19 protein-coding genes and 1 pseudogene are annotated in these 21,195 nt (G+C 36.1%); 18 read left to right on the top strand and 2 right to left on the bottom strand.

The genetic code is table 11. The features are described from left to right. Nucleotides 1-53: 53 nt before the first annotated feature. Nucleotides 54-386, bottom strand: a complete 333-nt coding sequence (locus tag E6139_RS11470) for a metalloregulator ArsR/SmtB family transcription factor (protein ID WP_316403203.1) — start codon at nt 384-386, stop codon at nt 54-56. 240 nt (nt 387-626) lie between these two features. Between E6139_RS11470 and E6139_RS11465 the strand changes: the two genes are divergently transcribed. From E6139_RS11465 to E6139_RS11450, 4 genes and pseudogenes are all read left to right on the top strand, one after another. Next, nucleotides 627-1,220, top strand: coding sequence for a recombinase family protein (locus E6139_RS11465; protein ID WP_216409672.1), 594 nt, complete (start codon nt 627-629; stop codon nt 1,218-1,220). After that, entirely contained in the window at nt 1,192-2,628 is a 1,437-nt protein-coding gene (locus E6139_RS11460; protein ID WP_216409701.1) for a Mu transposase C-terminal domain-containing protein, read from the top strand. Before E6139_RS11465 ends, E6139_RS11460 begins: the two co-directional genes overlap by 29 nt. Next, nucleotides 2,621-3,433, top strand: a complete 813-nt coding sequence (locus E6139_RS11455) for an AAA family ATPase (RefSeq protein ID WP_216409671.1) — start codon at nt 2,621-2,623, stop codon at nt 3,431-3,433. The genes E6139_RS11460 and E6139_RS11455 overlap by 8 nt, the downstream gene beginning before the upstream one ends. 274 nt (nt 3,434-3,707) lie before the next feature. After that, nucleotides 3,708-4,025: pseudogene (locus tag E6139_RS11450) on the top strand (DUF960 family protein). Between the two features lie 117 nt (nt 4,026-4,142). Here E6139_RS11450 and E6139_RS11445 read toward each other — a convergent pair. Next, nucleotides 4,143-5,123 (bottom strand): LacI family DNA-binding transcriptional regulator, encoded by a 981-nt coding sequence (locus tag E6139_RS11445; RefSeq protein WP_216409670.1) that lies wholly within the window; start codon nt 5,121-5,123, stop codon nt 4,143-4,145. Between the two features lie 553 nt (nt 5,124-5,676). Here E6139_RS11445 and E6139_RS11440 point away from each other — a divergent pair. The 14 genes from E6139_RS11440 to E6139_RS11375 all read left to right on the top strand — a co-directional run bounded on the left by E6139_RS11440 (nt 5,677) and on the right by E6139_RS11375 (nt 21,187). Next, a complete protein-coding gene (locus E6139_RS11440; protein ID WP_216409669.1) occupies nt 5,677-6,978 on the top strand; it encodes an ABC transporter substrate-binding protein in 1,302 nt (433 codons plus the stop codon). Between the two features lie 23 nt (nt 6,979-7,001). Continuing rightward, nucleotides 7,002-7,889, top strand: a complete 888-nt coding sequence (locus tag E6139_RS11435) for a carbohydrate ABC transporter permease (RefSeq protein WP_010740694.1) — start codon at nt 7,002-7,004, stop codon at nt 7,887-7,889. 13 nt (nt 7,890-7,902) lie between these two features. Continuing rightward, nucleotides 7,903-8,733, top strand: coding sequence for a carbohydrate ABC transporter permease (locus E6139_RS11430; protein WP_316403202.1), 831 nt, complete (start codon nt 7,903-7,905; stop codon nt 8,731-8,733). 64 nt (nt 8,734-8,797) lie between these two features. Then, nucleotides 8,798-10,162, top strand: coding sequence for a NosD domain-containing protein (locus E6139_RS11425; protein ID WP_316403201.1), 1,365 nt, complete (start codon nt 8,798-8,800; stop codon nt 10,160-10,162). 64 nt (nt 10,163-10,226) lie between these two features. Further along, a complete protein-coding gene (locus E6139_RS11420; RefSeq protein WP_316403200.1) occupies nt 10,227-11,339 on the top strand; it encodes a sn-glycerol-3-phosphate ABC transporter ATP-binding protein UgpC in 1,113 nt (370 codons plus the stop codon). A 43-nt stretch (nt 11,340-11,382) separates the two neighbouring features. Continuing rightward, on the top strand, nt 11,383-12,882 hold the full coding sequence (locus E6139_RS11415) for a glycoside hydrolase family 32 protein (RefSeq protein WP_316403199.1): 1,500 nt from the start codon (nt 11,383-11,385) through the stop codon (nt 12,880-12,882). A 55-nt stretch (nt 12,883-12,937) separates the two neighbouring features. After that, a complete protein-coding gene (locus E6139_RS11410; protein ID WP_316403198.1) occupies nt 12,938-13,909 on the top strand; it encodes a carbohydrate kinase in 972 nt (323 codons plus the stop codon). Between the two features lie 211 nt (nt 13,910-14,120). Next, complete coding sequence (locus E6139_RS11405) at nt 14,121-14,984, top strand: helix-turn-helix domain-containing protein (protein ID WP_316403197.1); 864 nt, start codon at nt 14,121-14,123, stop codon at nt 14,982-14,984. Nucleotides 14,985-15,106: 122 nt separating this feature from the next. Continuing rightward, nucleotides 15,107-16,216, top strand: a complete 1,110-nt coding sequence (locus E6139_RS11400) for a sn-glycerol-3-phosphate ABC transporter ATP-binding protein UgpC (protein ID WP_316403196.1) — start codon at nt 15,107-15,109, stop codon at nt 16,214-16,216. 106 nt (nt 16,217-16,322) lie between these two features. Continuing rightward, entirely contained in the window at nt 16,323-16,889 is a 567-nt protein-coding gene (locus E6139_RS11395; RefSeq protein ID WP_316403195.1) for a DUF624 domain-containing protein, read from the top strand. 205 nt (nt 16,890-17,094) lie between these two features. After that, nucleotides 17,095-18,117 (top strand): LacI family DNA-binding transcriptional regulator, encoded by a 1,023-nt coding sequence (locus E6139_RS11390; RefSeq protein ID WP_316403194.1) that lies wholly within the window; start codon nt 17,095-17,097, stop codon nt 18,115-18,117. 10 nt (nt 18,118-18,127) lie between these two features. Beyond that, a complete protein-coding gene (locus E6139_RS11385) occupies nt 18,128-19,432 on the top strand; it encodes an ABC transporter substrate-binding protein (protein ID WP_316403193.1) in 1,305 nt (434 codons plus the stop codon). A 19-nt stretch (nt 19,433-19,451) separates the two neighbouring features. Next, complete coding sequence (locus E6139_RS11380) at nt 19,452-20,351, top strand: sugar ABC transporter permease (protein WP_316403192.1); 900 nt, start codon at nt 19,452-19,454, stop codon at nt 20,349-20,351. After that, nucleotides 20,351-21,187 (top strand): carbohydrate ABC transporter permease, encoded by an 837-nt coding sequence (locus E6139_RS11375; protein WP_316403191.1) that lies wholly within the window; start codon nt 20,351-20,353, stop codon nt 21,185-21,187. Before E6139_RS11380 ends, E6139_RS11375 begins: the two co-directional genes overlap by 1 nt. The last annotated feature ends 8 nt before the right edge of the window (nt 21,188-21,195 follow it).

The following is a 21,195-nucleotide window of genomic DNA, read 5'->3' as shown; positions in this document are numbered from 1 at the left end:
TTTTTGTGTACCCAATAGGTGAAAAATGACTATTCTGCAAAATAGTGATAATATCAAGCTTTTGTGGGTGTGATTTGGAAGTATGAATTATTTAGGAAATAGTAGACTAACTTTCCATCCTTGTGATTATCAACTACGCCCAATTTTTTTAAGGAGTTCAGGTGGTGTGAAGTAGTTGCGACTGAAGCATCAATGATATTTGCAATATCGCAAACACATAGCTCATCTTCATGAACTAAGGCATGTACAATTTTTAGTCTATTTTCATCTGACAATATTTTAAAGAAACCACTCACTGTCAGAGTGTCAAAGTTGGCTAGCTTAGCTTTGGCACGATTAACCTTGTCTTCATGAATACAAGTTATTTCACAAATTTCATTACTCATAAGCTCATACCTCTACATTCAAATTTATATTTGAATGTATTATATCAGAACACCAATCTATATTCAAATGGTTGTTTGATTGTTCATAAAATGGTCCCTTTCTGTACACTTTTGTTTTTGATTAAAATTTTACCTAAATAGAATTATATCGTGTTCATAAACCCGTATCATAATCTATGTTCAAATACTCCCCTGTTTCTAAAGTTATGGTACAATATTTTCGAGAATGGAGTGATAATTTTGAAAATAGGATACGCCCGGGTCTCTACCGGATTACAAAATTTGGATTTACAAGAAGATAGCTTAAATAAATTTGGATGTGAGAAAATTTTCACTGATCATATGAGTGGTGCAAAAAGTAATCGACCTGGTTTGGAAACGGCCATTGATTTTGTTCGATCTGGAGACACATTAGTTGTTTGGCGTTTGGATCGCTTAGGAAGAAATATGGAAGATCTTATTTCTATTGTAAATAGATTGAATGAACGAGGAGTTGGTTTTCATAGCCTTCAGGAAAATATCACTATGGATAAATCTAGTTCTACTGGTCAATTGATGTTTCACTTGTTTGCAGCATTCGCAGAATTTGAGCGGAATTTGATATTGGAACGTTCGGCAGCTGGTAGAGCTGCTGCAAGAGCTCGCGGTCGATTTGGGGGAAGACCAGAAAAGTTGAACGCTAACGATTTGGATCTAATGAAAATGTTGATCGATAATGGTACGCCAATTAAAACTATTGCGGAAAAATGGAATGTCTCTAGAACAACAATTTACCGGTATCTCGATAAAATGGAGGCCAGAGATAATGAAAAGTCGAAAGGATCAGTTAGTTAGTTATTCCGACAATCAAAGACAAGCAGCAATGAGCAAGTACAAAGTAATCCAACCAAATTTAGCTTATCAGAAATCCTTAGTTGATATATCTGAAGATGAAGGAATCCCACTTCGAACCTTGCAGCGTTGGAAGAAACACTATCAAGAAAATGGATTAATTGGATTGGTTCGTAAAACGAGATCTGATAGCGGTAAAACTCGTTTAGATCCAGAAGTCATTAGTGAAATTGAAAGCTTGTTCTTTACCTATAGAAAAATGAGTATTGCAACCATCCAAAGAAAGCTATGTAAATTTTGTACCGAAAAAAAGTTCATTTCCCCTAGCTATAGTCAGGTCTATAAGGCTATTAAATCTCTTCCCTCTTCTGTTGGTGTACTGGCTCATGAGGGTGAGAAGGTTTATTCAGAAAAGTTCGACCTTATCAAGATTCGAGAGCCCAAACGACCAAATGAAGTGTGGCAAGCGGACCATACTTTATTAGATATCGAGATCATCGATACTAAAGGAGTCCCAAAACGTCCATGGTTAACGATTATTATGGATGATTACAGTCGTGCAATTGCCGGCTATTCTGTATCTTTTGACTCCCCTTCTGCTATTCAAACTGCATTAACATTACACCAGGCTATTTGGACCAAACGAGATTCCAAATGGCCTATTTGTGGTATACCAGAACACTTTTATACAGACCATGGGAGTGACTTCACTTCTGATCACTTGGAACAAGTTGCGATTGATCTGAGAATTAACTTATTATTTTCTAAAGTAGGAGTTCCACGCGGTAGAGGAAAAATTGAACGTTTCTTTCTCACAGTTAATCAGCTTTTCTTAGAGTCTTTACCAGGATATATTGGAAATTCTGATAAAGCTGACAGACTTAATTTTCAAGAATTTCGGAACAAACTTCATCATTTTTTGATCTATGACTATAACTTTAAAGAACATTCTTCAATTAAGATGTGTCCAATTGATAAATGGAATTCAAAATTATTTTTACCGAATCTTCCAGAAAATCTTGAAAAATTAGATTTATTGTTGCTGGAAATTTCTAAGTCGAGAAAGGTACATTCAGATGGTATTCATTTCCAAGGACTACGATATACCAATCCTAACCTCTCGGCTTTTGTAGGAGAATCAGTCCTAATTCGATACAACCCTTCAGACATAGCAGAAATTCGAGTGTTTTATCGCAATCAATTTTTGTGTAATGCAGTCTCTCCTGAAATTTCAAATTATTCGATCGATATCAATGATTTGGTTGCTGCAAGAACAAAACGTAGAAAGATCCTAAAAGAGAAAATCAACTCTCCGAGTTCAGTCGATCTATTGATCACAGAACAAGAGGAAAAAGCTGGACATTCTAATAAGAAAAAAAAAACTACTTTAAAGAGGTATTTCAATGAATAAGTCGAAAACATTTATTGAGACGAAAGAATATAAACGATTTGCGGAATTCTGTGACGCATGCATTAAATACAAATACATTGGAGTCTGTTATGGAATTCCTGGAGTTGGAAAAACTGTATCAGCACGCCATTATGCTAACTGGGATAGTATTTATAAGCAAATTGATTTTAAAGTTAACAAGGAGATCGGAATAGATGCAACTAAAGAAATTCTTTACGCCAATACGATATTTTGCACAGCACCAGCAGAAAGACAAACTAGGATCAGTGGTGATATTCATACATATGGCATGCGGATTGGATTGACTAGAAATATTTATCTAACCGAAAAAGAAGGAAAAGAAGATGGCGGATTATCGACTGACGCATATAAGGGAATTGATTTAATTATTGTTGATGAAATTGATCGATTAAAGCTTCAACATTTTGAGCAGTTAAGAGATATTTATGATCAAAATGATATTGCCATGGTCTTGATCGGCATGCCTGGTATAGAAAAAAGACTAAGCAGGTACCCTCAACTCTATTCAAGAATCGGATTTGCACATGAGTTTGATAACTTAAGCAAAGATGAGACCCATCATATTATTGAATACAAATGGTCGGATCTAGGACTTGATCTGAAATTGGAAGATTTTTCTGACTATGAAGCAATTACTAGCATTATAAAGATCACGAAAGGAAATTTTAGATTACTGCACAGACTATTTGCACAAATCCATCGAATACTGGAAATTAATCAGTTAAATACTATTACTGTCGATGTTGTAGAAGCAGCAAGAGATAGTTTAGTTATTGGGTTATGATCACGCCATTTATTATAGTAAAAACGCGTCATTTAAAAATAAAAGTGACACGCTGTTTTCCATTTAGTATATTTTGAATGTAACAGAATAGTCCTTATTTAGTGACTGAGTTACATTAAGTGAGTCCCGAATTACTTAGTATTATGAAGATAAGCTACTAAGTATTACTTGGATTAGAGACAGTCCAATTTACAAGGATATATTATTACTATGAAGCCTAATCATCTTAATCGGTGATTGGGCTATTTTTGTGCCTTAAAAGGAGGATTAAGCAATGTTCGATACACAAGAAAATCGCTATATTACGAGGGAAGTGAATGAACAAGTACCAAAGGAAATACAGTTACGTTGTTTTCAATTGATTGATGGAAAGGTGAAACAATAGGATGTTCAGTTAGATTACATACAGATATTTGAGTTCAATCGAGATGATCAGAGAGGAACCATTACGATTATCCATCGGCAAGAAGAACCATTCTTTATTGATTATCATGAATGTCGAATAACGAATGATTTAGCAAATTTCCAAATAAAAAAGCTATGGATTATCGACGATCATACGCATCGAAAGATGTTGCTAGAAGAACATTGATAGTGGACCTTAGAGGGACAGTCGTTTGATTCTATTGGAAAAAAGAAAAACCGCAAAGCAACTACCTAAGATTAGTCGTTACTCATACGATTTATACAATGTATTCTGTTAAATTTTCTAAAGGGTGGTTCCCTTTTCTATTAGTTTCGCAGCTACTACATTTTCGTGAGGGATGTACGTATCTAATGAATTCACAGCTATTTCTGCCATCAATGGAATATTTTGGTCTATTGATGTGATGGGGTAAATAGCGTTGTCAGATACTGGGGAATTATCATACCCGATTATTTCTAACTCTTCTGGTATTTTTATCCCTTTTCGTATGCAGTCTCTTTGAAGCATATTTGCAATATCATCGTTTGAGCAGAAAACCCCCATTTTTTTATTTGGATATTTTTCAAGTAAATTATCTAAAACCGCAGACATAGTAGTGGATGCTTCTTCAGAATATGGGTCGGTCAGTTCTTCACGAATGATTGTTTCATGAAGCGTATCCTTCACTGAAAATTCAAAGCCTACAATTCGTTTGAAGGAAGGCCAATCATCATAATATCCATTATTAATATGGATCAATACTTCACATCCGTCAGCCATCAATTTTTCTCCAGCAAGCTTGCCACCAGTATAATTATCGTTATTGATTTGGCAAAAATCCCCGCCAGCACGCTCAATTGAGATGATGGGAACATCCAATTTTTCAATGTCCTCTGAATCCAGAATATGACTTAATAAAATAATCCCTTTTACACGATAGGACTTTAACATGTCGATGACATTTAGTTCTTCCTCTTTCGTATCTCTTGAGGTATAAACAATAAAACTGTAGTCTTTTTCTTCTCCAAACTGAATGAGCTGATTTAGCAATTCTGTATAGAAGCTAAGGTGTAACTGAGGGAAGATGACGCCTACAAGATTAGATTTGCCGGTTACTAATATTCTGGCAACATTATCCTGACTATAATTTAATTCTTGAATCACTGCTTGTATTTTATTTTTTGTTTTTTGTGATAGCAGTTCTGGTTTATTAAAATATCTTGAAACAGTAGTTAGGGAAACACCACTTTTTTCTGCGATCGCCTTTATTCCCACTTTGTCCATATTTGTGCAGCCTCTCTTTGCCTGATGGTTTACGTAACTCAAATGACTGTATTGCTTCGAGTGGAAGCGTTTGTAAATTACTGTCTAGTTATCATACGGTTATCATACAATGTGGAATAGATTATTTCAAGCAATTCATGAAAATATTTTCATTAAAATGCGTCATTTGAATTTCAATATTAAAACACTTTTTTGGGGCTAAGAAAGAGTATGCCTTCGGGAACTGCCTATTTCTAAACTAAAATTCGTTCGTTCCTTTTTTATTTCTAATCCCATTTTGACGAATTAGAGAAAATATTTTTGAAAACGTTTGACATTAATAATTTCATATTTTATACTTACGGCGTAGGGTGTTAGAAAGAGCTTACAAAAATGAAAAGGAGGTAGTGAATCAACTAAGATTAACTCGGTTCCTTTTTAGCACTGTGTATAGATTTGTAATGAAAGCGGTTCATAAAAAAGCCGCCAAGATTAGGTTTGAATGTATTGCTGGAATAATTGATTGTCATTTGCATTTAATTCTTAAATGGTCGAAAAGAAAGGTAGTGGAAAAATGAAAAAGAATAAAAAGAGATTTGGCGTGTTTGCTTTAGCAGCTTTGACACTGGTAAGCACATTAGTACTTTCTGCTTGTGGAAATGGTTCGGAAAGTAAGGAAGCAGGAAAGGACAAGACAATTACAGTCCTTGTAGAAAGTGGAAGTCCTGCTGAGAAGATCGCTAATAGTACTGCTGATGCTTTCAAAAAGGAAACAGGCTATAAGGTAGTGGTTGATTCAGTTCCTTATTCTGGAATGTATGACAAAGTTTCGACAGAAGTGAAATCAAAATCGGCGGCTCATGATGTTGTTTGTCTGGACGTTCTCTGGTTATCCGCTTTTGAGAACGCATTAACACCACTTAATAAATCAGTGGATGACAAGATCACTTCTGATTTTCTTCCGACACTTGAAGATGGTGGGACGTTGAATGATAAGCTGCTAGGACTACCGATGTGGATTAATAGTAAAGTACTCATTTATAGAAAAGATCTCTTTGAAGATGAGAAAAATAAAACAGAATTCAACAAGAAATATGGTCACGATTTAAAAGTCCCTACTACTTGGGAAGAATACAAAGAATGTGCGGAATTCTTTACTAAAGATGATATGTATGGAACCGCCGTTTTCGGGATGGCATCTGGAGATACGGTTTGTAGTTTCCTTGATCAAGCATCACAGGCTGGAGCAAAACCGTTAGTTTTAGGTAAGGACAATGAAGTATTGGTTGATGAAAAACCTTATGTTGATGCGTTGCAATATCTATGTGATCTCTATGAAAAAGGCTACGCACCTGAAGAAACGCTATCTGTCGCATCTACTGAGGCTCAGGAAATGTTTAATAATGGAAAACTTGCGATGCAATTAAACTGGAGCCATCAATATCCGGCCGCTTATGAACTGAATAAGGAAAAAGTTGGTGTAGCACCAATGATTGGCGGCTCTGCTGGTGTAGCCGCTACAACAGGACCATGGTATCAATGTGTGATGAAAAATTCTGAGAATCAAGAGGCAGCAATCGAATATCTGAAATTCATGTATGACAATAACGAGAAATACATGACTGAAGGTTCATTGAAGATCGCAGGGAGAACGTCTGTATATGAAAAATATGAAACACAAGCAGGTGATGAGCATCTAGGGGCTGTATTAGAAACGTTAGATAATGAATACTCTCAAAATAGACCTGCTACTCCTTATTGGACAGAAATTGAAGAAGTGCTAGCGAAAGCTGTTCAGTCGGCGTTATCTGGAAAAGCGACTCCTAAAGATGCTCTTAAAGATGCGAAATCTGAAATTGAGACCATCATAGAGTAAGACAAGAACAAGGAGGAAAAACCATGCAGTTGATATCCAGAAAAACCGTGCTTGCCTTCTTTTTACCAGGCGCATTATTTATGGGAATATTTATGATTTATCCGATTTTCAAAATGGCTTTTGACAGTCTATATAGCTTTGATCCAAATGGTATGAAGGAGTTTGTTGGTTTTGACAATTATATTAAAGCTTTTGGAAATGAAAGCTTTTTACAGCCGTTAAAAAATACGCTTGTCTACATCTTTATTGCTGTTGTTGTCGAACTAATATTAGGAACGATCTTAGCGTTAGTTTTTGAAGAAAACTTTAAAGGAAACAAGGTCATCCGGTCACTTATTTTGACCCCACTAATGATTGCACCGCTAGTGGCTGGTTTGATTTGGAAGTTAATGTTGAGCGCGCAGTTTGGCATTATCAATCAACTATTAGTAAATGTTGGTCTTCTTGAAAATTCGAACCAGATCCTTTGGCTTGCGGATGAGAAATGGTCGTTATTGGCTTGTTGTTTTGCGGATATTTGGTTAACGACCCCGTTCATGATGCTGATGATTCTTGCCGGTCTTCAAGGGCTTGATGGAAGTATGATTGAAGCAGCTACGATTGATGGGGCAAATTGGTGGCAAAAAATTATTAAAATCAAACTACCAAATATTAAACCAGTATTATTAACCGCATTATCCATCCGAATTATTGATGCGGCAAGAACGTTTGATATTGTTTGGGCGATGACGCAGGGTGGCCCGAACAATTCATCAGAACTTATCAGTGTTGTAATCTATAAAACGCTAACCAGATACAACAAAGTCGGGTATGCAAGTGCGATGGCATTAATACTTGTGGTAGTACTCGTTGTGTTCACTCTTGTGTTCATGCAAGGACTATGGAACCCGAAGAAAAAACAATCAGTGTAGGAGGGGATAGCAAGTGGAGAAAAAAAGAAGTGTTCAAAGTAAATTACTGATAATTTTAGCGATTGTCTGTGCTGTAGTCTGGTTGTTTCCCTATCTGTACTTGATTAGTTCATCCTTCAAGCCAGGTAGTGAGGTTGTTTCAATTCCTGCAAAATTTTTTCCAACAGTTCTATCTGTGGAAAATTTCACTGGTTTGTTCGAACGGATGCCTGCCTTTCATTACATTTTAAATAGTTTTTTAGTAGCTGTTTGCAGTACTTTGATTGCAGTAATTTTAGGGGCGTTATCTTCTTATGCGATTCAACGTTCAGGAGCTAAGATTGCCACCTTTTTGATTATTGTCGTGTTGTGTTTAAAAATGATTCCGACATCGAGTATTGCTGTACCGATCTATGAGTTGATTACAAATCTTGGTTTGTATGATACGAGAGTTGCCTTAATTATCGTTTATGCAGCGATAAATATGCCTTTTGTTATGTGGGTCATGCTCGGTTTCTATGAAGGCATTCCAACGAGTATTGATGAAGCGGCTTGTATGGATGGGGCTTCAAGTCTCCAGACATTTATTCGAATCATCTTGCCAATCTGTACACCAGGTTTGGCTACAGCCTTTGTATTTACGCTATTTCTATCTTGGAATGAATTTTTATTGTCGTTGTTATTGACTAGTACAGAGGCAAAAACATTTACGGTCGGATTATCCGAATTTTTATCAGCTTACAGTATGGACTTGGGTCCGATGTGTGCAGGAGCTCTAATTTTTAGTTTACCTGTAATGGTTTTATCAATCGTAGCACAGCGATTCATTGTTCAAGGAATAACCGCTGGTTCAGTTAAGAGCTAGTCAAAACGTATTTGAAGGAACAAAAGAGCGATTCTAATTATAGAATCGCTCATCAGGAGGAGTAATGGTGAGTAAAAATTATTATGATGTCACTCAATGGGAAATTGGGGATCCATTTAACGATATTGGGGAAGTCATTAACAGTATTCTTTTAGATATTAAAAAAAGACAAAAAGAGATTGATGAAAATGATGGAGGCAAACCAGGAGCAGTCATCTATATTCCACCAGGTGATTATCACTTGAAAACACAGGTTGTTCTTGATATTAGTTTCTTAAAGATCATGGGTTCTGGGCATGGCTTTACTTCTTCTAGTATCCGCTATAATGTGCCAGAGGATGAATGGAGTGATCTACATGAGCTTTGGCCTGGCGGCAGTCGCATTCTTGTTGATCTGTCGGGTTCATCGAAAGAAGAGGCTGCTGGCGCGGCATTCTACATTCAGCGTAGCGGTGATCCGCGAATTAGTTCTGTTGAATTTTCAAATTTTTGTATCGACGGCTTACACTTTGTCGATGATGGTTCGGATGAAACGAATCCAGAAAACACTTATACAAATGGGAAAACGGGAATATACGTTGACAGTGCGAATGATTCGTTTCGAATTACAGGCATGGGATTTGTCTATTTGGAGCATGGAATTATTTCCTATCACTCGGATGCCCTTACGATCCATGATAATTTTATCGCGGAATGTGGGAGCTGTATAGAATTACGTGGTTGGGGACAGGCGTCGAAGGTGACAGATAATTTGATTGGTGCAGGTTTCAAGGGCTATTCCATTTATGCAGAGAATTTTGGTGGTCTACTAGTGACTGCAAATAATGTTTTTCCTAGAGGAGCCAGCTGTATTCATCTTGAAGGAGTTACTCGCTCGCTTATTAGCAATAACAGACTTCATGCCTTTTACCCAGGAATGGTTATTTTAGATAAAAATAGCTCGGAAAATTCTATTTCATCCAACCATCTTTTGCATGATCATGAACCTTGGGCACCGTTGCAAGGGCGGAATAATGGTTTAGATGATACCTTTGGACTTTTATCAATCAATGGTAACAGCAACACGGTGATTGGCAACCATTTTTCTGAAATTATTGACAAAGATCAAATTTCACCAAAAGGAGCAACTCCTGTAATTATCCATGTTGTTGCTGGTAATGGAAATTATATTTCAAATAATCATATAGTCGCTACAAAAGCAGAATTAACATCCAGTGATTCCTGTTTTGCATCACAAGTAGAAGCCTTATTGACCAATGATGCAACCGAGGCACTTGAGGTCAAGACGGTCTTAATTGAAAGACAGTCCTTTGGAAATACGGTGCTCGATTCTGGTTCTGAAGCACAAGTTGAACTAGATAAAGAAGACAATGCCTTTAGAGCGACTCCGATTCCAGTTAGGAATTCTATCTTGAACGAATTTAGATAAGCGCTATTAAACTTTCTTTAGAGTTTAGCAATGCTTAATAGTAAAAAAAGTGAGGGTAAAAACGATGGGAACACTTTCCATGCAACATATTTATAAAAAATATTCAAATGCAGAGAATTATACCGTAACTGACTTCAATTTAGAAATTGATGAAAAGGAATTTATCGTCTTTGTAGGTCCTTCTGGTTGCGGGAAATCTACAACCCTTCGAATGGTAGCAGGTCTTGAGGACATCACTGAAGGAGAATTGAAAATCGGTGATAAAGTCATCAATAATGTAGCGCCAAAGGATCGAGATATCGCGATGGTCTTTCAAAATTATGCGCTCTATCCACATATGACCGTCTTTGACAATATGGCCTTTGGTTTAAAGCTCAGAAAATACCCAACCGATGAGATTAAAAAGAAGGTAGAAGAAGCGGCAGAAATTTTAGGCTTAACTGAGTATCTAAAGAGAAAACCCGCGGCTTTATCTGGAGGACAGCGTCAACGCGTCGCTTTAGGGCGTGCGATCGTCCGTGATGCTCAAGTCTTTTTGATGGATGAACCTTTGTCTAATTTGGACGCAAAACTACGTGTATCCATGCGTGCTGAAATCGCAAAGTTGCATCAACGCTTAGGAACGACAACCATTTATGTCACTCATGATCAAACGGAAGCAATGACAATGGCGGATCGGATCGTCATTATGAAGGATGGTTTGATTCAACAGATTGGTAGTCCTAAAGAAGTGTATGATTTACCTGAAAATGTCTTTGTTGCAAGTTTCATTGGATCACCTGCAATGAATTTTTTCAATGTGACCTTAAAAAATGGTTACATCACTAGTGGACGAAATTTCAAGTTAAAGGTGCCAGAAGGTGAGAATAAAGTGCTCGTGGCTAAGGGCTATGAAGGAAAAGACTTGATTTTCGGGATTCGGCCAGAAGATATTAGAAGCGAACAGATCGTCTTAGACTCAGTTATTGAGTCAGCAATAGATGCAACGATTGTCGTATCAGAGTTGTTAGGATCAGAAACGTTGTTATATAGCAAAATTGATGAAACAGAATTTGTCTCTAAAGTAAATGCTAGAGACTTCCATCGTCCAGGTGAAATTGTTCGCTTAGCGTTAGAAATCTCAAAGGGGCATTTCTTTGATCCAAAGACAGAATTGAGAATTAAGTGTACGAAGTAATTTTATCGTTGAAAAGTGATCGTTAAAGTTAGGAGGGATTCTCTTGTCCATTGAATTAATGAAAAAAAATATTGTTCGTGCTCAAGCTGAAATAGATAAAAAAAGATCAGAAGTGGGGAAGGGAGTAATGCGCCAAAAGTATCATTTTATGGCTGAAGAAGGCTGGCTAAATGATCCGAATGGGCTCATTTATTTTAAAGGTAAGTACCATTTCTTCTATCAATATAATCCTTATGACTCCTATTGGGGGTCAATGCACTGGGGACACGCAATCAGTGATGACATGCTGCACTGGGAATACTTGCCGCTCGCGTTAGCACCGAGCGAAACCTACGACAATCATCCAAAAGGTGGTTGTTTCTCTGGAAGTGCGATCGAATATGAGGGGCGGCTCTACCTTTTATACACCGCATCGACAAACTACGGAGACGGGTTTATTCAAAATCAGTGTATGGCATACAGCGATGATGGTATCCATTTTGTCAAAAGTGAAAAGAATCCGGTTATTGCTGCTCCACCAACTGGTTACGATGTGGGTGAGTTTCGAGATCCAAAAGTTTGGAAGCATGAAGATTATTTCTATTTGGTATGTAGTGGGAAAAAAGATGGGCTTGGGCAAGCACTATTGTATCGTTCAAAAAATTTAGAAGATTGGAACTTCTTTAATGTTCTTGCAGAAAGTCGAGGAGAATTTGGCTATATGTGGGAATGTCCCGATTTTTTCCCATTGAAAAATGCCATTGGAGAAAAGTATATTTTAACGTTTTCTCCAATGGGAGTGAAAGAACGAACGAGTATTTATTTAGTCGGAGATATGAATTATGAAACTGGAAAGTTCAATTACACAACTGTAGGAAATATTGATTGGGGATTTGATTATTATGCGCCGCAATCATTTGTTGATCAATCCGGCAGACGTATTCTTGTTGCGTGGGCGAATGGTTGGGATTGGATGCCGTGGTGGAAGGATTGGGGGCCAACCTTCAAAGAAGGCTGGTGTGGTTCTTTCAACCTTCCGCGAGAAGCAATCCTTGATACGGATAATACATTGAAGTTTGTACCTATAGAAGAGCTGCAATCTATTCGGAAATCAGCTGAAGCGATTCATAAAAAGTCTATTTTTGAAAAAGGCGAATTCTTGATTCCCACAGGTAACGGCAATTGTTTTGAACTGAAAATGACCATTGATCTTGCTAATAGTACCACTGATTCCTTTGAGCTACGCTTGAGGAGCAACGATCATCTAGCTACGATTGCGACATTCGATTTAAGAAAGCAGATTCTAACAGTTTCTCGCGACAACTCAGATGATTGGAGCCAAGGAACTACAAAAAGTAATTTGTTGCTAAAGGATAAAGCAACACTAAAGATCCATTTGTTTGTAGATCAATCCTCTATAGAGATTTTCACAGATGACTATAAAACGAATCACAGTCTAAATGTTTTTGCAAAAAAGGATCAAAATAAGAACTATGTTTCTGTTGCTGAGGGCACACTTGTGATTAATCAGCTTGAAACATGGGAACTAACGAAAACAATGTAGTCAAATGCTCGAAGAAGGTAAACGTCTTCGAGCATTTGAAATATGGAGGATGAAAATGAAAACGATTGATGTAACCGCTCTGGGCGAAATTCTGATTGATTTTACTCAAAATGGTCTAAGCGAACAGGGCAATCCACTATTAGAGATGAATCCAGGTGGCGCACCATGTAATGTATTAGCGATGTTAAGAAAATTCGATCGCAATGTAGCGTTCATTGGAAAAGTCGGTGATGATAATTTTGGTTGGTTCTTGAAAGAAAAGGCCAAAAAATTGGGAATTGATATAAGCAATTTGTCCTTTGATAAAGACGTACACACCACCTTAGCCTTTGTGCACAATGGAGAAGACGGGGATAGAGATTTTACTTTTTGTCGTAATCCAGGAGCAGATATGCAATTAAATGAACAGGAAGTAAATGAAGAGGTAATCAAGCAATCAAGGATTTTTCATTTTGGAACACTTTCCATGACCCATGAAGGAGTACGTAATGCAACGAAAAAGGCACTGACTATCGCTAAAAGTAATGATTGCTTGATTTCATTTGATCCCAATATTCGTGAACCATTATGGGAAAATTTAGAAGAGGCTCGAAAACAAGTAGAAGTTGGGCTTAGCTATTGTGATATTCTTAAAATATCAGACAACGAAATTCAATGGCTTACAGGAGAAGAGGATTATTCAAAAGGGGTTAAAAAAATTAGAGATAAATATCCGATTAAATTAATCCTTGTTTCGATGGGGGATAAGGGAAGCCGAGCATATTATGAAGAAGATATGATTGAAGTTCGTGCTTTTAAGAATGAACAGACCATCGAAACTACTGGTGCAGGGGATACTTTTTGTGGGTGCGTACTTCAATATATTCTTGACTATGGACTAAAAGAATTAACGAAAGAACAATTAGCTGAGATGTTGACGTTCGCTAATGCAGCAGCTTCATTGATCACCACAAAGAAAGGCGCACTTTGCTCAATGCCAGAGATTTTCGAGGTGGATGAGTTTATTTCTTCCCCAAAATTTACCTAGTCTCATCGAGTTTCATTTTTTATTTAGTAAGGCTGATATGAGAATGTGAAACTTTGTAATATCTTAAAATAACCCAATCATTTAAATTGAAATGATCGGGTTATTTTAATAGTGGAGAAGTAGTGGATATATCAATATTGAAATTATTATCAGCTTTACTTATTATAAAAAGAAGATGCGGAGTTTGATTACCGAAGAGGAGGTGAGGAATATGGAAAGGATGAGCTTTAAAGAAATCCAAGCTATTTATCCAGAAGCAATGTTGTTAAAAAAAGGTCCATTCTCCAGTGAAACTGTAAACGTTCCAATTTTAGATGGGTATGCATGTTTCTTGAGAGAAGATTTAACTGAACGAGAAGTTCTCTTGTTTTCTAGATTAGGTCAAGGTCAATCAATCAACAAAAAAAGACATCCTTGGTATGAGATTTTGTTTGAGTACAAACAAAATACAGAGGATGGTGAATTCCGGATAATCCAAGTTTATATGAAACATTTAGAAGACTCTCAGAAAGAAAGGATCTTGAAAGAAATAGGAGAGATATTTCCGAATTCTGTAGACCTTTTTTTCTATCAACAATTTTTATTAATAGTTGAAAAGAGAGGTCTAGATAATTTACTTGTGAATGATTTAGAGGGGATTTTTCTTGCTTTAGATATGGATTTTGATTTTTCAACAAGGCTTTTTTTAGGATCGTTTCATGTATGGAAACATGATTTTAGCCAATTATTTCGTGAAGAAAAGAAAGCATTCATTGATTCTTTGAAAAAGAATTTTAACGTGAAATGTTTGGAACTATCCGATTGCATAATTTCTGTCTTTTCTAACCAGATTGCTAGTGAGAGTGTACTCTTATTGTCATTATATCAAGACTGGTTTAATGATGAAGAAATGAGACATTTAATTAGAGTATTATGGGAACAACAAGGTAATTTTAGTTCAGCAGCAAAAGAATTGTTTATGCATCGGAACTCGTTACTATATAAAATTGATAAATTTCAAGAACGAACGATGCTCAATCTAAAAAATAATAATGCTCTTTTTTTATGCTATTTACTCGTCTCGCTTTTTTCTTAAGTGACTTTTCCATTTGGATATTTTACCTAGTAATCAACTTTTATTTTAGGCAGATTGACGATGAAATGTATAACGCTTTCATTTATGGTATTCCTATATCAAATAGAAATGGAGGACTATTGATGACAGAATTAACATTGAAACATATTTATAAAAAATACGAAAACAATGACAAGTATTCTGTAACTGATTTCAATCTTGAAATAGCAGATAGGGAATTTATTGTTTTTGTAGGACCATCTGGATGTGGTAAATCGACTACTTTAAGGATGGTTGCAGGTCTTGAGAGTATTTCTGAAGGCGAATTTCTCATTAATGGAGAAAGAATGAATGAGGTTGCGCCAAAGGACCGAGATATAGCAATGGTATTTCAAAACTATGCGCTGTATCCACATATGACAGTTTTTGATAATATGGCTTTTGGCTTAAAGTTACGGAAATTTGATAAAGACGAGATCAAAAAGAGAGTGGAGAATGCGGCAGAAATATTAGGCTTGACCGATTACTTGAATAAAAAGCCAGCCTCATTATCCGGTGGACAAAGACAGCGAGTAGCCCTTGGAAGAGCTATCGTTCGTGATGCAAAGGTTTTTCTGATGGATGAACCTTTATCAAATTTAGACGCAAAACTGAGAGTTGCTATGCGCGCAGAAATTGCTAAGCTTCACCAGCGTTTAAATACGACTACTATTTATGTTACACATGATCAAACAGAGGCGATGACGATGGCTGATCGTATTGTAATTATGAAAGATGGTATTGTTCAGCAGATTGGATCACCCCAAGAAGTCTACAATAAACCAAAAAATGTTTTTGTAGCTAGTTTTATCGGATCACCAGCCATGAATTTCTTTGATGTTACTCTTACTAATGGATATATTACAGATGGTAATGATTTGCGTTTGCGTGTTGCAGAAGGGAAATATAAAGTTTTAAAGGCCAAAGGGTATGAAGGTAAGAAGTTGATTTTCGGAATTCGTCCAGAAGATATCCACGCAGAACCGATTGCAATAGAAGTAACTCCAGACTCGACAGTGATTGCAGAAGTTGTTGTTTCTGAATTATTGGGTGCTGAAACAATGCTGTATTCAAAAGTAGGAACAACTGAGTTTGTATCCAAAGTAGATGCACGCGACTTTTTAGAACCAAAGGAGAAAATAAAACTAGCGTTTAATGGTAGTAAGGCTCATTTCTTTGATATAGAAACTGAGGAAGTTATTTCGATTCCTTAAATGTTGCTCGTTGATCGTTTGCTTGAAGGGGGATAGCTCATTTCGTTATTGTGCCTCAGGTTAAGAGTAATTTATTGTTACGACAATATAAGTAAGGTGGAAAAATATGGATATTAAGCGGTTTACTAAATTTCATAGACTTTTTGAATTGGTTTATCAATTAATTGTGTTGAATCTTCTCTTCATCATTGGGGTACTTTTTGGCGGAATTATTTTTGGTATCTTACCTAGCGGATATAACCTTGTTCAAGGAATAGGTAGGATAAACAATGGGGAAGAAATAAGGGTGAAGGATTTTTTTAAGGGATTTAAAGAATCTTTTTTTTCGATAAACACTTCCTGTTTTATGCTGTTGCTCTTGATTATTCTTTGGGTTGCTCAGTTTGTGCTACTTGGACAATTTTTCAATAAAGTATACTTCATCATGACGGGAGCAATGTTACTACTTTTGGTGGCTTATGCAATCAACACACCTGTCCATAATAAAAAAAACAATTTTAAAAGACTAGTCGGTATTTTCTTAATCAATCCTAAACTTAATTTCTATTTGTTACTATTGAGTTGTATTTTTTTGTATGTAAACGACCATATTTCAGGTTTATGGTTATTTCTGAGTTTTTCTTCTTTCCAATATTTTTTTGAAAAAGCAAAAAAGACTTTACTAAGAATATGAAAGGTAGTAAAATGGAATCGAGATCAAGAAAGCGCTATCTCAAAAACTGTATTTTTTTAACCCTGTATTTAATCGATTAAATAATTATTTTTTTAATTTTTCATTTAATCGATTAAATGAAATGCAAATGCCTATATTTCAGTTTTTGTTCACGTTAAATATAAATATAAAACTTGATTAAACGATTAAATAGAGGTGGAAAGATTTGAAAAAAGCAACTATCAAAGACGTTGCACGATTAGCCAAAGTTTCTACTGCAACTGTCTCGAACGTCATGAATAATTCACGATTTGTACAGCAGGATACAAGAGAAAAAGTATTGAAGTCAATGGAAATATTAAATTATCGACCCAGCAATCTAGCGAAATCAATGAAAGGTGTTGGCTCAAAAGTAATCGGACTGATTATCCCTTCACAAGAACAGGATTCTTCTTCAGAATTATTTTCTACTTTAGCTTCAGGAGTGGAAAGTGAATTACAAAAAGCCGGATACCAACTAATAATTGCCAATTCTCATGAAAGAGTAATCGAAGAACAGAGTCGTTTAGAATTGTTCAATTCTAGTATGATCGAATATGTGGATGGGATAATAATTGCTCCCACTTCAGGACTATTAAAGAACATTAACCAAATCGCATCAAATACGACATTGCCAATTGTTTTTGTTGATAGGAAACCAAACGATTTAGAACGATATGATGTTGTTTATACAAATAACTATTCAGTAACGCTGGAGTTATTAGAAGGTATTGTGGATCGTGGATATGAAGATATCATTTTTATCTCCGGCCCAACAGATGTTTCATCTACGATAGAACGAAATACGGCATATGAAAAAATTTTCTATAAACTCAATGGAAATAAAGAACCAAAAAGGTTTGAAACAATTTCATCTTTTGAAGCGGGATATAGAATAGGAAAGGAGGTAGTAGATTCATTTGAAGAAAAAAGATCTGCCATCTTATTTGGAAATAATACGATAGCTATGGGTACTATCAAGTATCTAATTGATCATGGAATTTCAATTCCCGATGACGTGGGGATAGCAGTTTACGATGACTATTCTTGGATGGAAATAGCCAAAACACCTTTGACCGCAATCAGACAACCAGCATTTGAGATGGGAAGAGAATCAGCGAAATTAATTTTGGATAGTATAAACAATCAAGAACATACAGCGAAAAGAGTAGAAATACCATCAAAAATTATTGAAAGAAAATCATTATGAGGTGAAAAAAATGAAAAGGAAATTGATTAGTATTGGTTTTGCATTAACAGCCCTATTAGCTTTAGCAGCATGCGGCAATAAAGGAGGCGGGTCGGCTAAAGAAGATGGTAAAACGACCATTGATTTTGCTATTCATGTTGCTAATCCAGCAGATCAGGAACCGGCTTTTAATGCAGTTGTTGAAGCATTTAAAAAGGAAAATCCGGATATTGATATCAATTTGGAGGGAAAAGAGCAATCAGAACATGTTAAAAATATGAAAATGCGGTCTCAATCTGATAAGCTTCCAGATATTTTTTGGATGTTACCAGCTTCGGCTAAAGAGCTCCAGGAAGCTGGCGTATTAGCTGATTTATCCAATTTTTTGAAAGAACACAAGGATATTAAGGATTCATTTGATGGACGCGAGAATATGATTGAACCATTCCAAGCTGGAAAAGTTCAATACGGAATGCCTTATCAACCTTTAGTAACAGGTTTGTACTACAATAAGAAAGTTTTATCTGACAATGGATTTGAAAAACCAGAAACCTTTGAGGACTTGATGAAAATAGCGAAAGCACTTGATGAAAAGGATATTGTGACAATCTCTAAAGGTGCAAAAGACAGTTACTCGGTTTGGGCTTTTCTCATTATGCTATCACGCTATGGGTATTTAGATAAGATGGATGATATTTTAGCTGGTAAAGAAAAGTACAACAATAAAGATTTCATTCACTATTATGAAAAGATTGCCGAGCTTCGAGATGCGGGAGCATTTCCTAAAAACGTGAGTACACAATCCTATTTCCAAGCAGTTGAACAGTTTACTACTGGAAAATCAGCAATGTTGGATTCCGGCTCTTGGGATGCACAAAAAATTGAATCTAGTGATGTCGGTAACGATGTTGGATTCTGGTGGGGACCTACTTTTAAAGATGGCGTTGGTGATCAACACTTAAGTTCTATCGTTCCATCCGCTCCATTGGTAGTGAGCAAGGCTGCTTTTGAAGATAAAGATAAAAAAGCTGCCATCGAGAAATTTTTAGCATTTTACTATGGTCAAGAAGGTATTCAAATTATGGTTGATAATAAAATTCCTCCAATGACTAACATATCTGTCGAAGTAGATGAAAAGGAATCTCCAGTATTTGCAGATATTATCAATAATATGGAGGATTCTAAATGGACAAGCCAAGAAAATCAACCTGATTTAGTTGTATCTGAATCAATTGGGAATGCAATGTATGACAGTATTTACGGTGTTATTGTAGGTAACTATACTCCTGAAGAAGCTGCAAAGGTTGTACAGAATAGAATAGACGATACAAAATAAAGTATAGAGGTGATTTGTTATGAAATGGTATAGTTCAACCCGTAATAAAGTCATTCTGATACTGCCTGCATTGTTGCTTTACTTAGCTTATATTATTGCACCTATATTTATTGCTGCATATTATAGTTTTACAAAATTTTCAGGTATAGGTCAGCCTCAATTCGTTGGTATGTCAAATTATTTGAGATTATTTAAAGATCCAATCTTCATTATTGCCTTAAAAAATACAATCATTGTCTTGCTAGTCACCATTTTGATTTTAATTCCGGGAGCCTTTCTGTTATCCCTGCTAATGAATCGGAATATGAAAGGGCTAACACTCGTCCGGGCAATCAACTATGCACCATCGATCGTAGCACCTATCATGGTCGGTTTGATCTGGGTCTTCATTTTAGATCCGAAAATTGGGCTTATCAATGTTCTCTTAGACAAAGCTGGTTTGTCCAGTCTTGCATTAGAATGGATCGGAGGAGACAAACTGACACCATTTTCAGTCGCAATCGTTCAGAGTTGGCAGTCATTGGGGTATATAGCAACAATCTTTTTAGCTGGTCTGACTTTAATACCCGAGGAACTATATGAGGCAGCAGATATTGATGGTGCCACAGGGTTTCAGAAAGTGGTAAACATTACAATTCCCATGCTAAACGAGACATTCAAGATGAATTTGATCTTGGTCATTACCTTGGTTTTCAAGATATTCGAGACAGTTCTACAGCTGACCAATGGTGGACCCAATCATTTATCTGAGGTCCTCGTCACTTATATGTACGGAATGACGTTTACATCAGGCGAATATGGATATGGTATGTCTATTGCAGTCATGACATTATTAGTAACCTTTGCGTGTGCTGGAATGATTTTTGGAGTATTTACAATAGTAAAGAAATTTAGAGAAAAGGAGTTGAATAGTAACTAATGGATATCAAGAAAAATAAAAATATTTTTTTAAGTGGTATTACTTATTTGATTACATTAATTATTATGGTTCCATTTCTTTGGATGATATTACTTTCATTTAAGGACAGTTCAGCCATTTTAACAGACACCCTTTCGCTACCTAAATCATTAGATTTATCGAATTTTAATCGAGCATTTGAAACCTTAGATTTCAAGTTGATTTATAAGAATACATTTATTATTGCCGTTGTAGCGATCTTTTTTGAAATGATCATCACGTACATGAGTTCATTTGCTTTAAGCAGATTCGTCTTTAAGAAAAAAAAGATCAGCCAAGCCTTATACCTGTTATTCATAAGTGGACAAGCAATTCCGCCTTTTATTCTATTGTTTCCGGTTTATCGGTTGACGATAGCTGCTGGGATTGAAAATACGTATCTATCTTTGATTTTACCTTATATCGCAACATCAATCGGGTTTAATACGTTACTATTCACTGGTTTTTTGAAGGAGTTTCCAAGTGAGTTGGAAGAAGCTGCATTGCTGGATGGCTGTAATTTATTTGAGTTATGTTGGAAAGTTGTTTTTCCAGTAGTTAAACCAGTAGTTGTAACTATCTTTATTTTTAATATTCTATACATTTGGAATGAATATCCATTTGCAGCAACTTTAATCAGTGATAGCTCAAAAATGACCATTCCATTGGCAATTTCAGAATTTAAAGGGCGATACAATATCGATTATGGTGGAATTGTCGCCGCAAGTATTTTACTAATTATTCCACAGCTGACTTTCTACGCAATTTTCCAGAAAAAAATTATCAAAGGAATGACTGCTGGAGCAGTTAAAGGATAAAAATTTAA

It is taken from the genome of Enterococcus sp. (genome assembly GCF_032555305.1).
Taxonomy (GTDB): Bacteria; Bacillota; Bacilli; order Lactobacillales; family Enterococcaceae; genus Enterococcus_A.
This window is presented reverse-complemented; position numbering and strand designations above follow the sequence as displayed.

What these genes read in the sequence shown, in the direction of transcription:
- E6139_RS11420 (WP_316403200.1), top strand. Translation starts at nt 10,227, where the DNA reads ATGGGAACACTTTCCATGCAACATATTTATAAAAAATATTCAAATGCA.
- E6139_RS11385 (WP_316403193.1), top strand. Translation starts at nt 18,128, where the DNA reads ATGAAAAGGAAATTGATTAGTATTGGTTTTGCATTAACAGCCCTATTA.
- E6139_RS11470 (WP_316403203.1), bottom strand. Translation starts at nt 386, where the DNA reads ATGAGTAATGAAATTTGTGAAATAACTTGTATTCATGAAGACAAGGTT.
- E6139_RS11425 (WP_316403201.1), top strand. Translation starts at nt 8,798, where the DNA reads ATGGTGAGTAAAAATTATTATGATGTCACTCAATGGGAAATTGGGGAT.
- E6139_RS11400 (WP_316403196.1), top strand. Translation starts at nt 15,107, where the DNA reads ATGACAGAATTAACATTGAAACATATTTATAAAAAATACGAAAACAAT.
- E6139_RS11375 (WP_316403191.1), top strand. Translation starts at nt 20,351, where the DNA reads ATGGATATCAAGAAAAATAAAAATATTTTTTTAAGTGGTATTACTTAT.
- E6139_RS11440 (WP_216409669.1), top strand. Translation starts at nt 5,677, where the DNA reads ATGAAAAAGAATAAAAAGAGATTTGGCGTGTTTGCTTTAGCAGCTTTG.
- E6139_RS11460 (WP_216409701.1), top strand. Translation starts at nt 1,192, where the DNA reads ATGAAAAGTCGAAAGGATCAGTTAGTTAGTTATTCCGACAATCAAAGA.
- E6139_RS11435 (WP_010740694.1), top strand. Translation starts at nt 7,002, where the DNA reads ATGCAGTTGATATCCAGAAAAACCGTGCTTGCCTTCTTTTTACCAGGC.
- E6139_RS11380 (WP_316403192.1), top strand. Translation starts at nt 19,452, where the DNA reads ATGAAATGGTATAGTTCAACCCGTAATAAAGTCATTCTGATACTGCCT.
- E6139_RS11405 (WP_316403197.1), top strand. Translation starts at nt 14,121, where the DNA reads ATGGAAAGGATGAGCTTTAAAGAAATCCAAGCTATTTATCCAGAAGCA.
- E6139_RS11395 (WP_316403195.1), top strand. Translation starts at nt 16,323, where the DNA reads ATGGATATTAAGCGGTTTACTAAATTTCATAGACTTTTTGAATTGGTT.
- E6139_RS11455 (WP_216409671.1), top strand. Translation starts at nt 2,621, where the DNA reads ATGAATAAGTCGAAAACATTTATTGAGACGAAAGAATATAAACGATTT.
- E6139_RS11445 (WP_216409670.1), bottom strand. Translation starts at nt 5,123, where the DNA reads ATGGACAAAGTGGGAATAAAGGCGATCGCAGAAAAAAGTGGTGTTTCC.
- E6139_RS11410 (WP_316403198.1), top strand. Translation starts at nt 12,938, where the DNA reads ATGAAAACGATTGATGTAACCGCTCTGGGCGAAATTCTGATTGATTTT.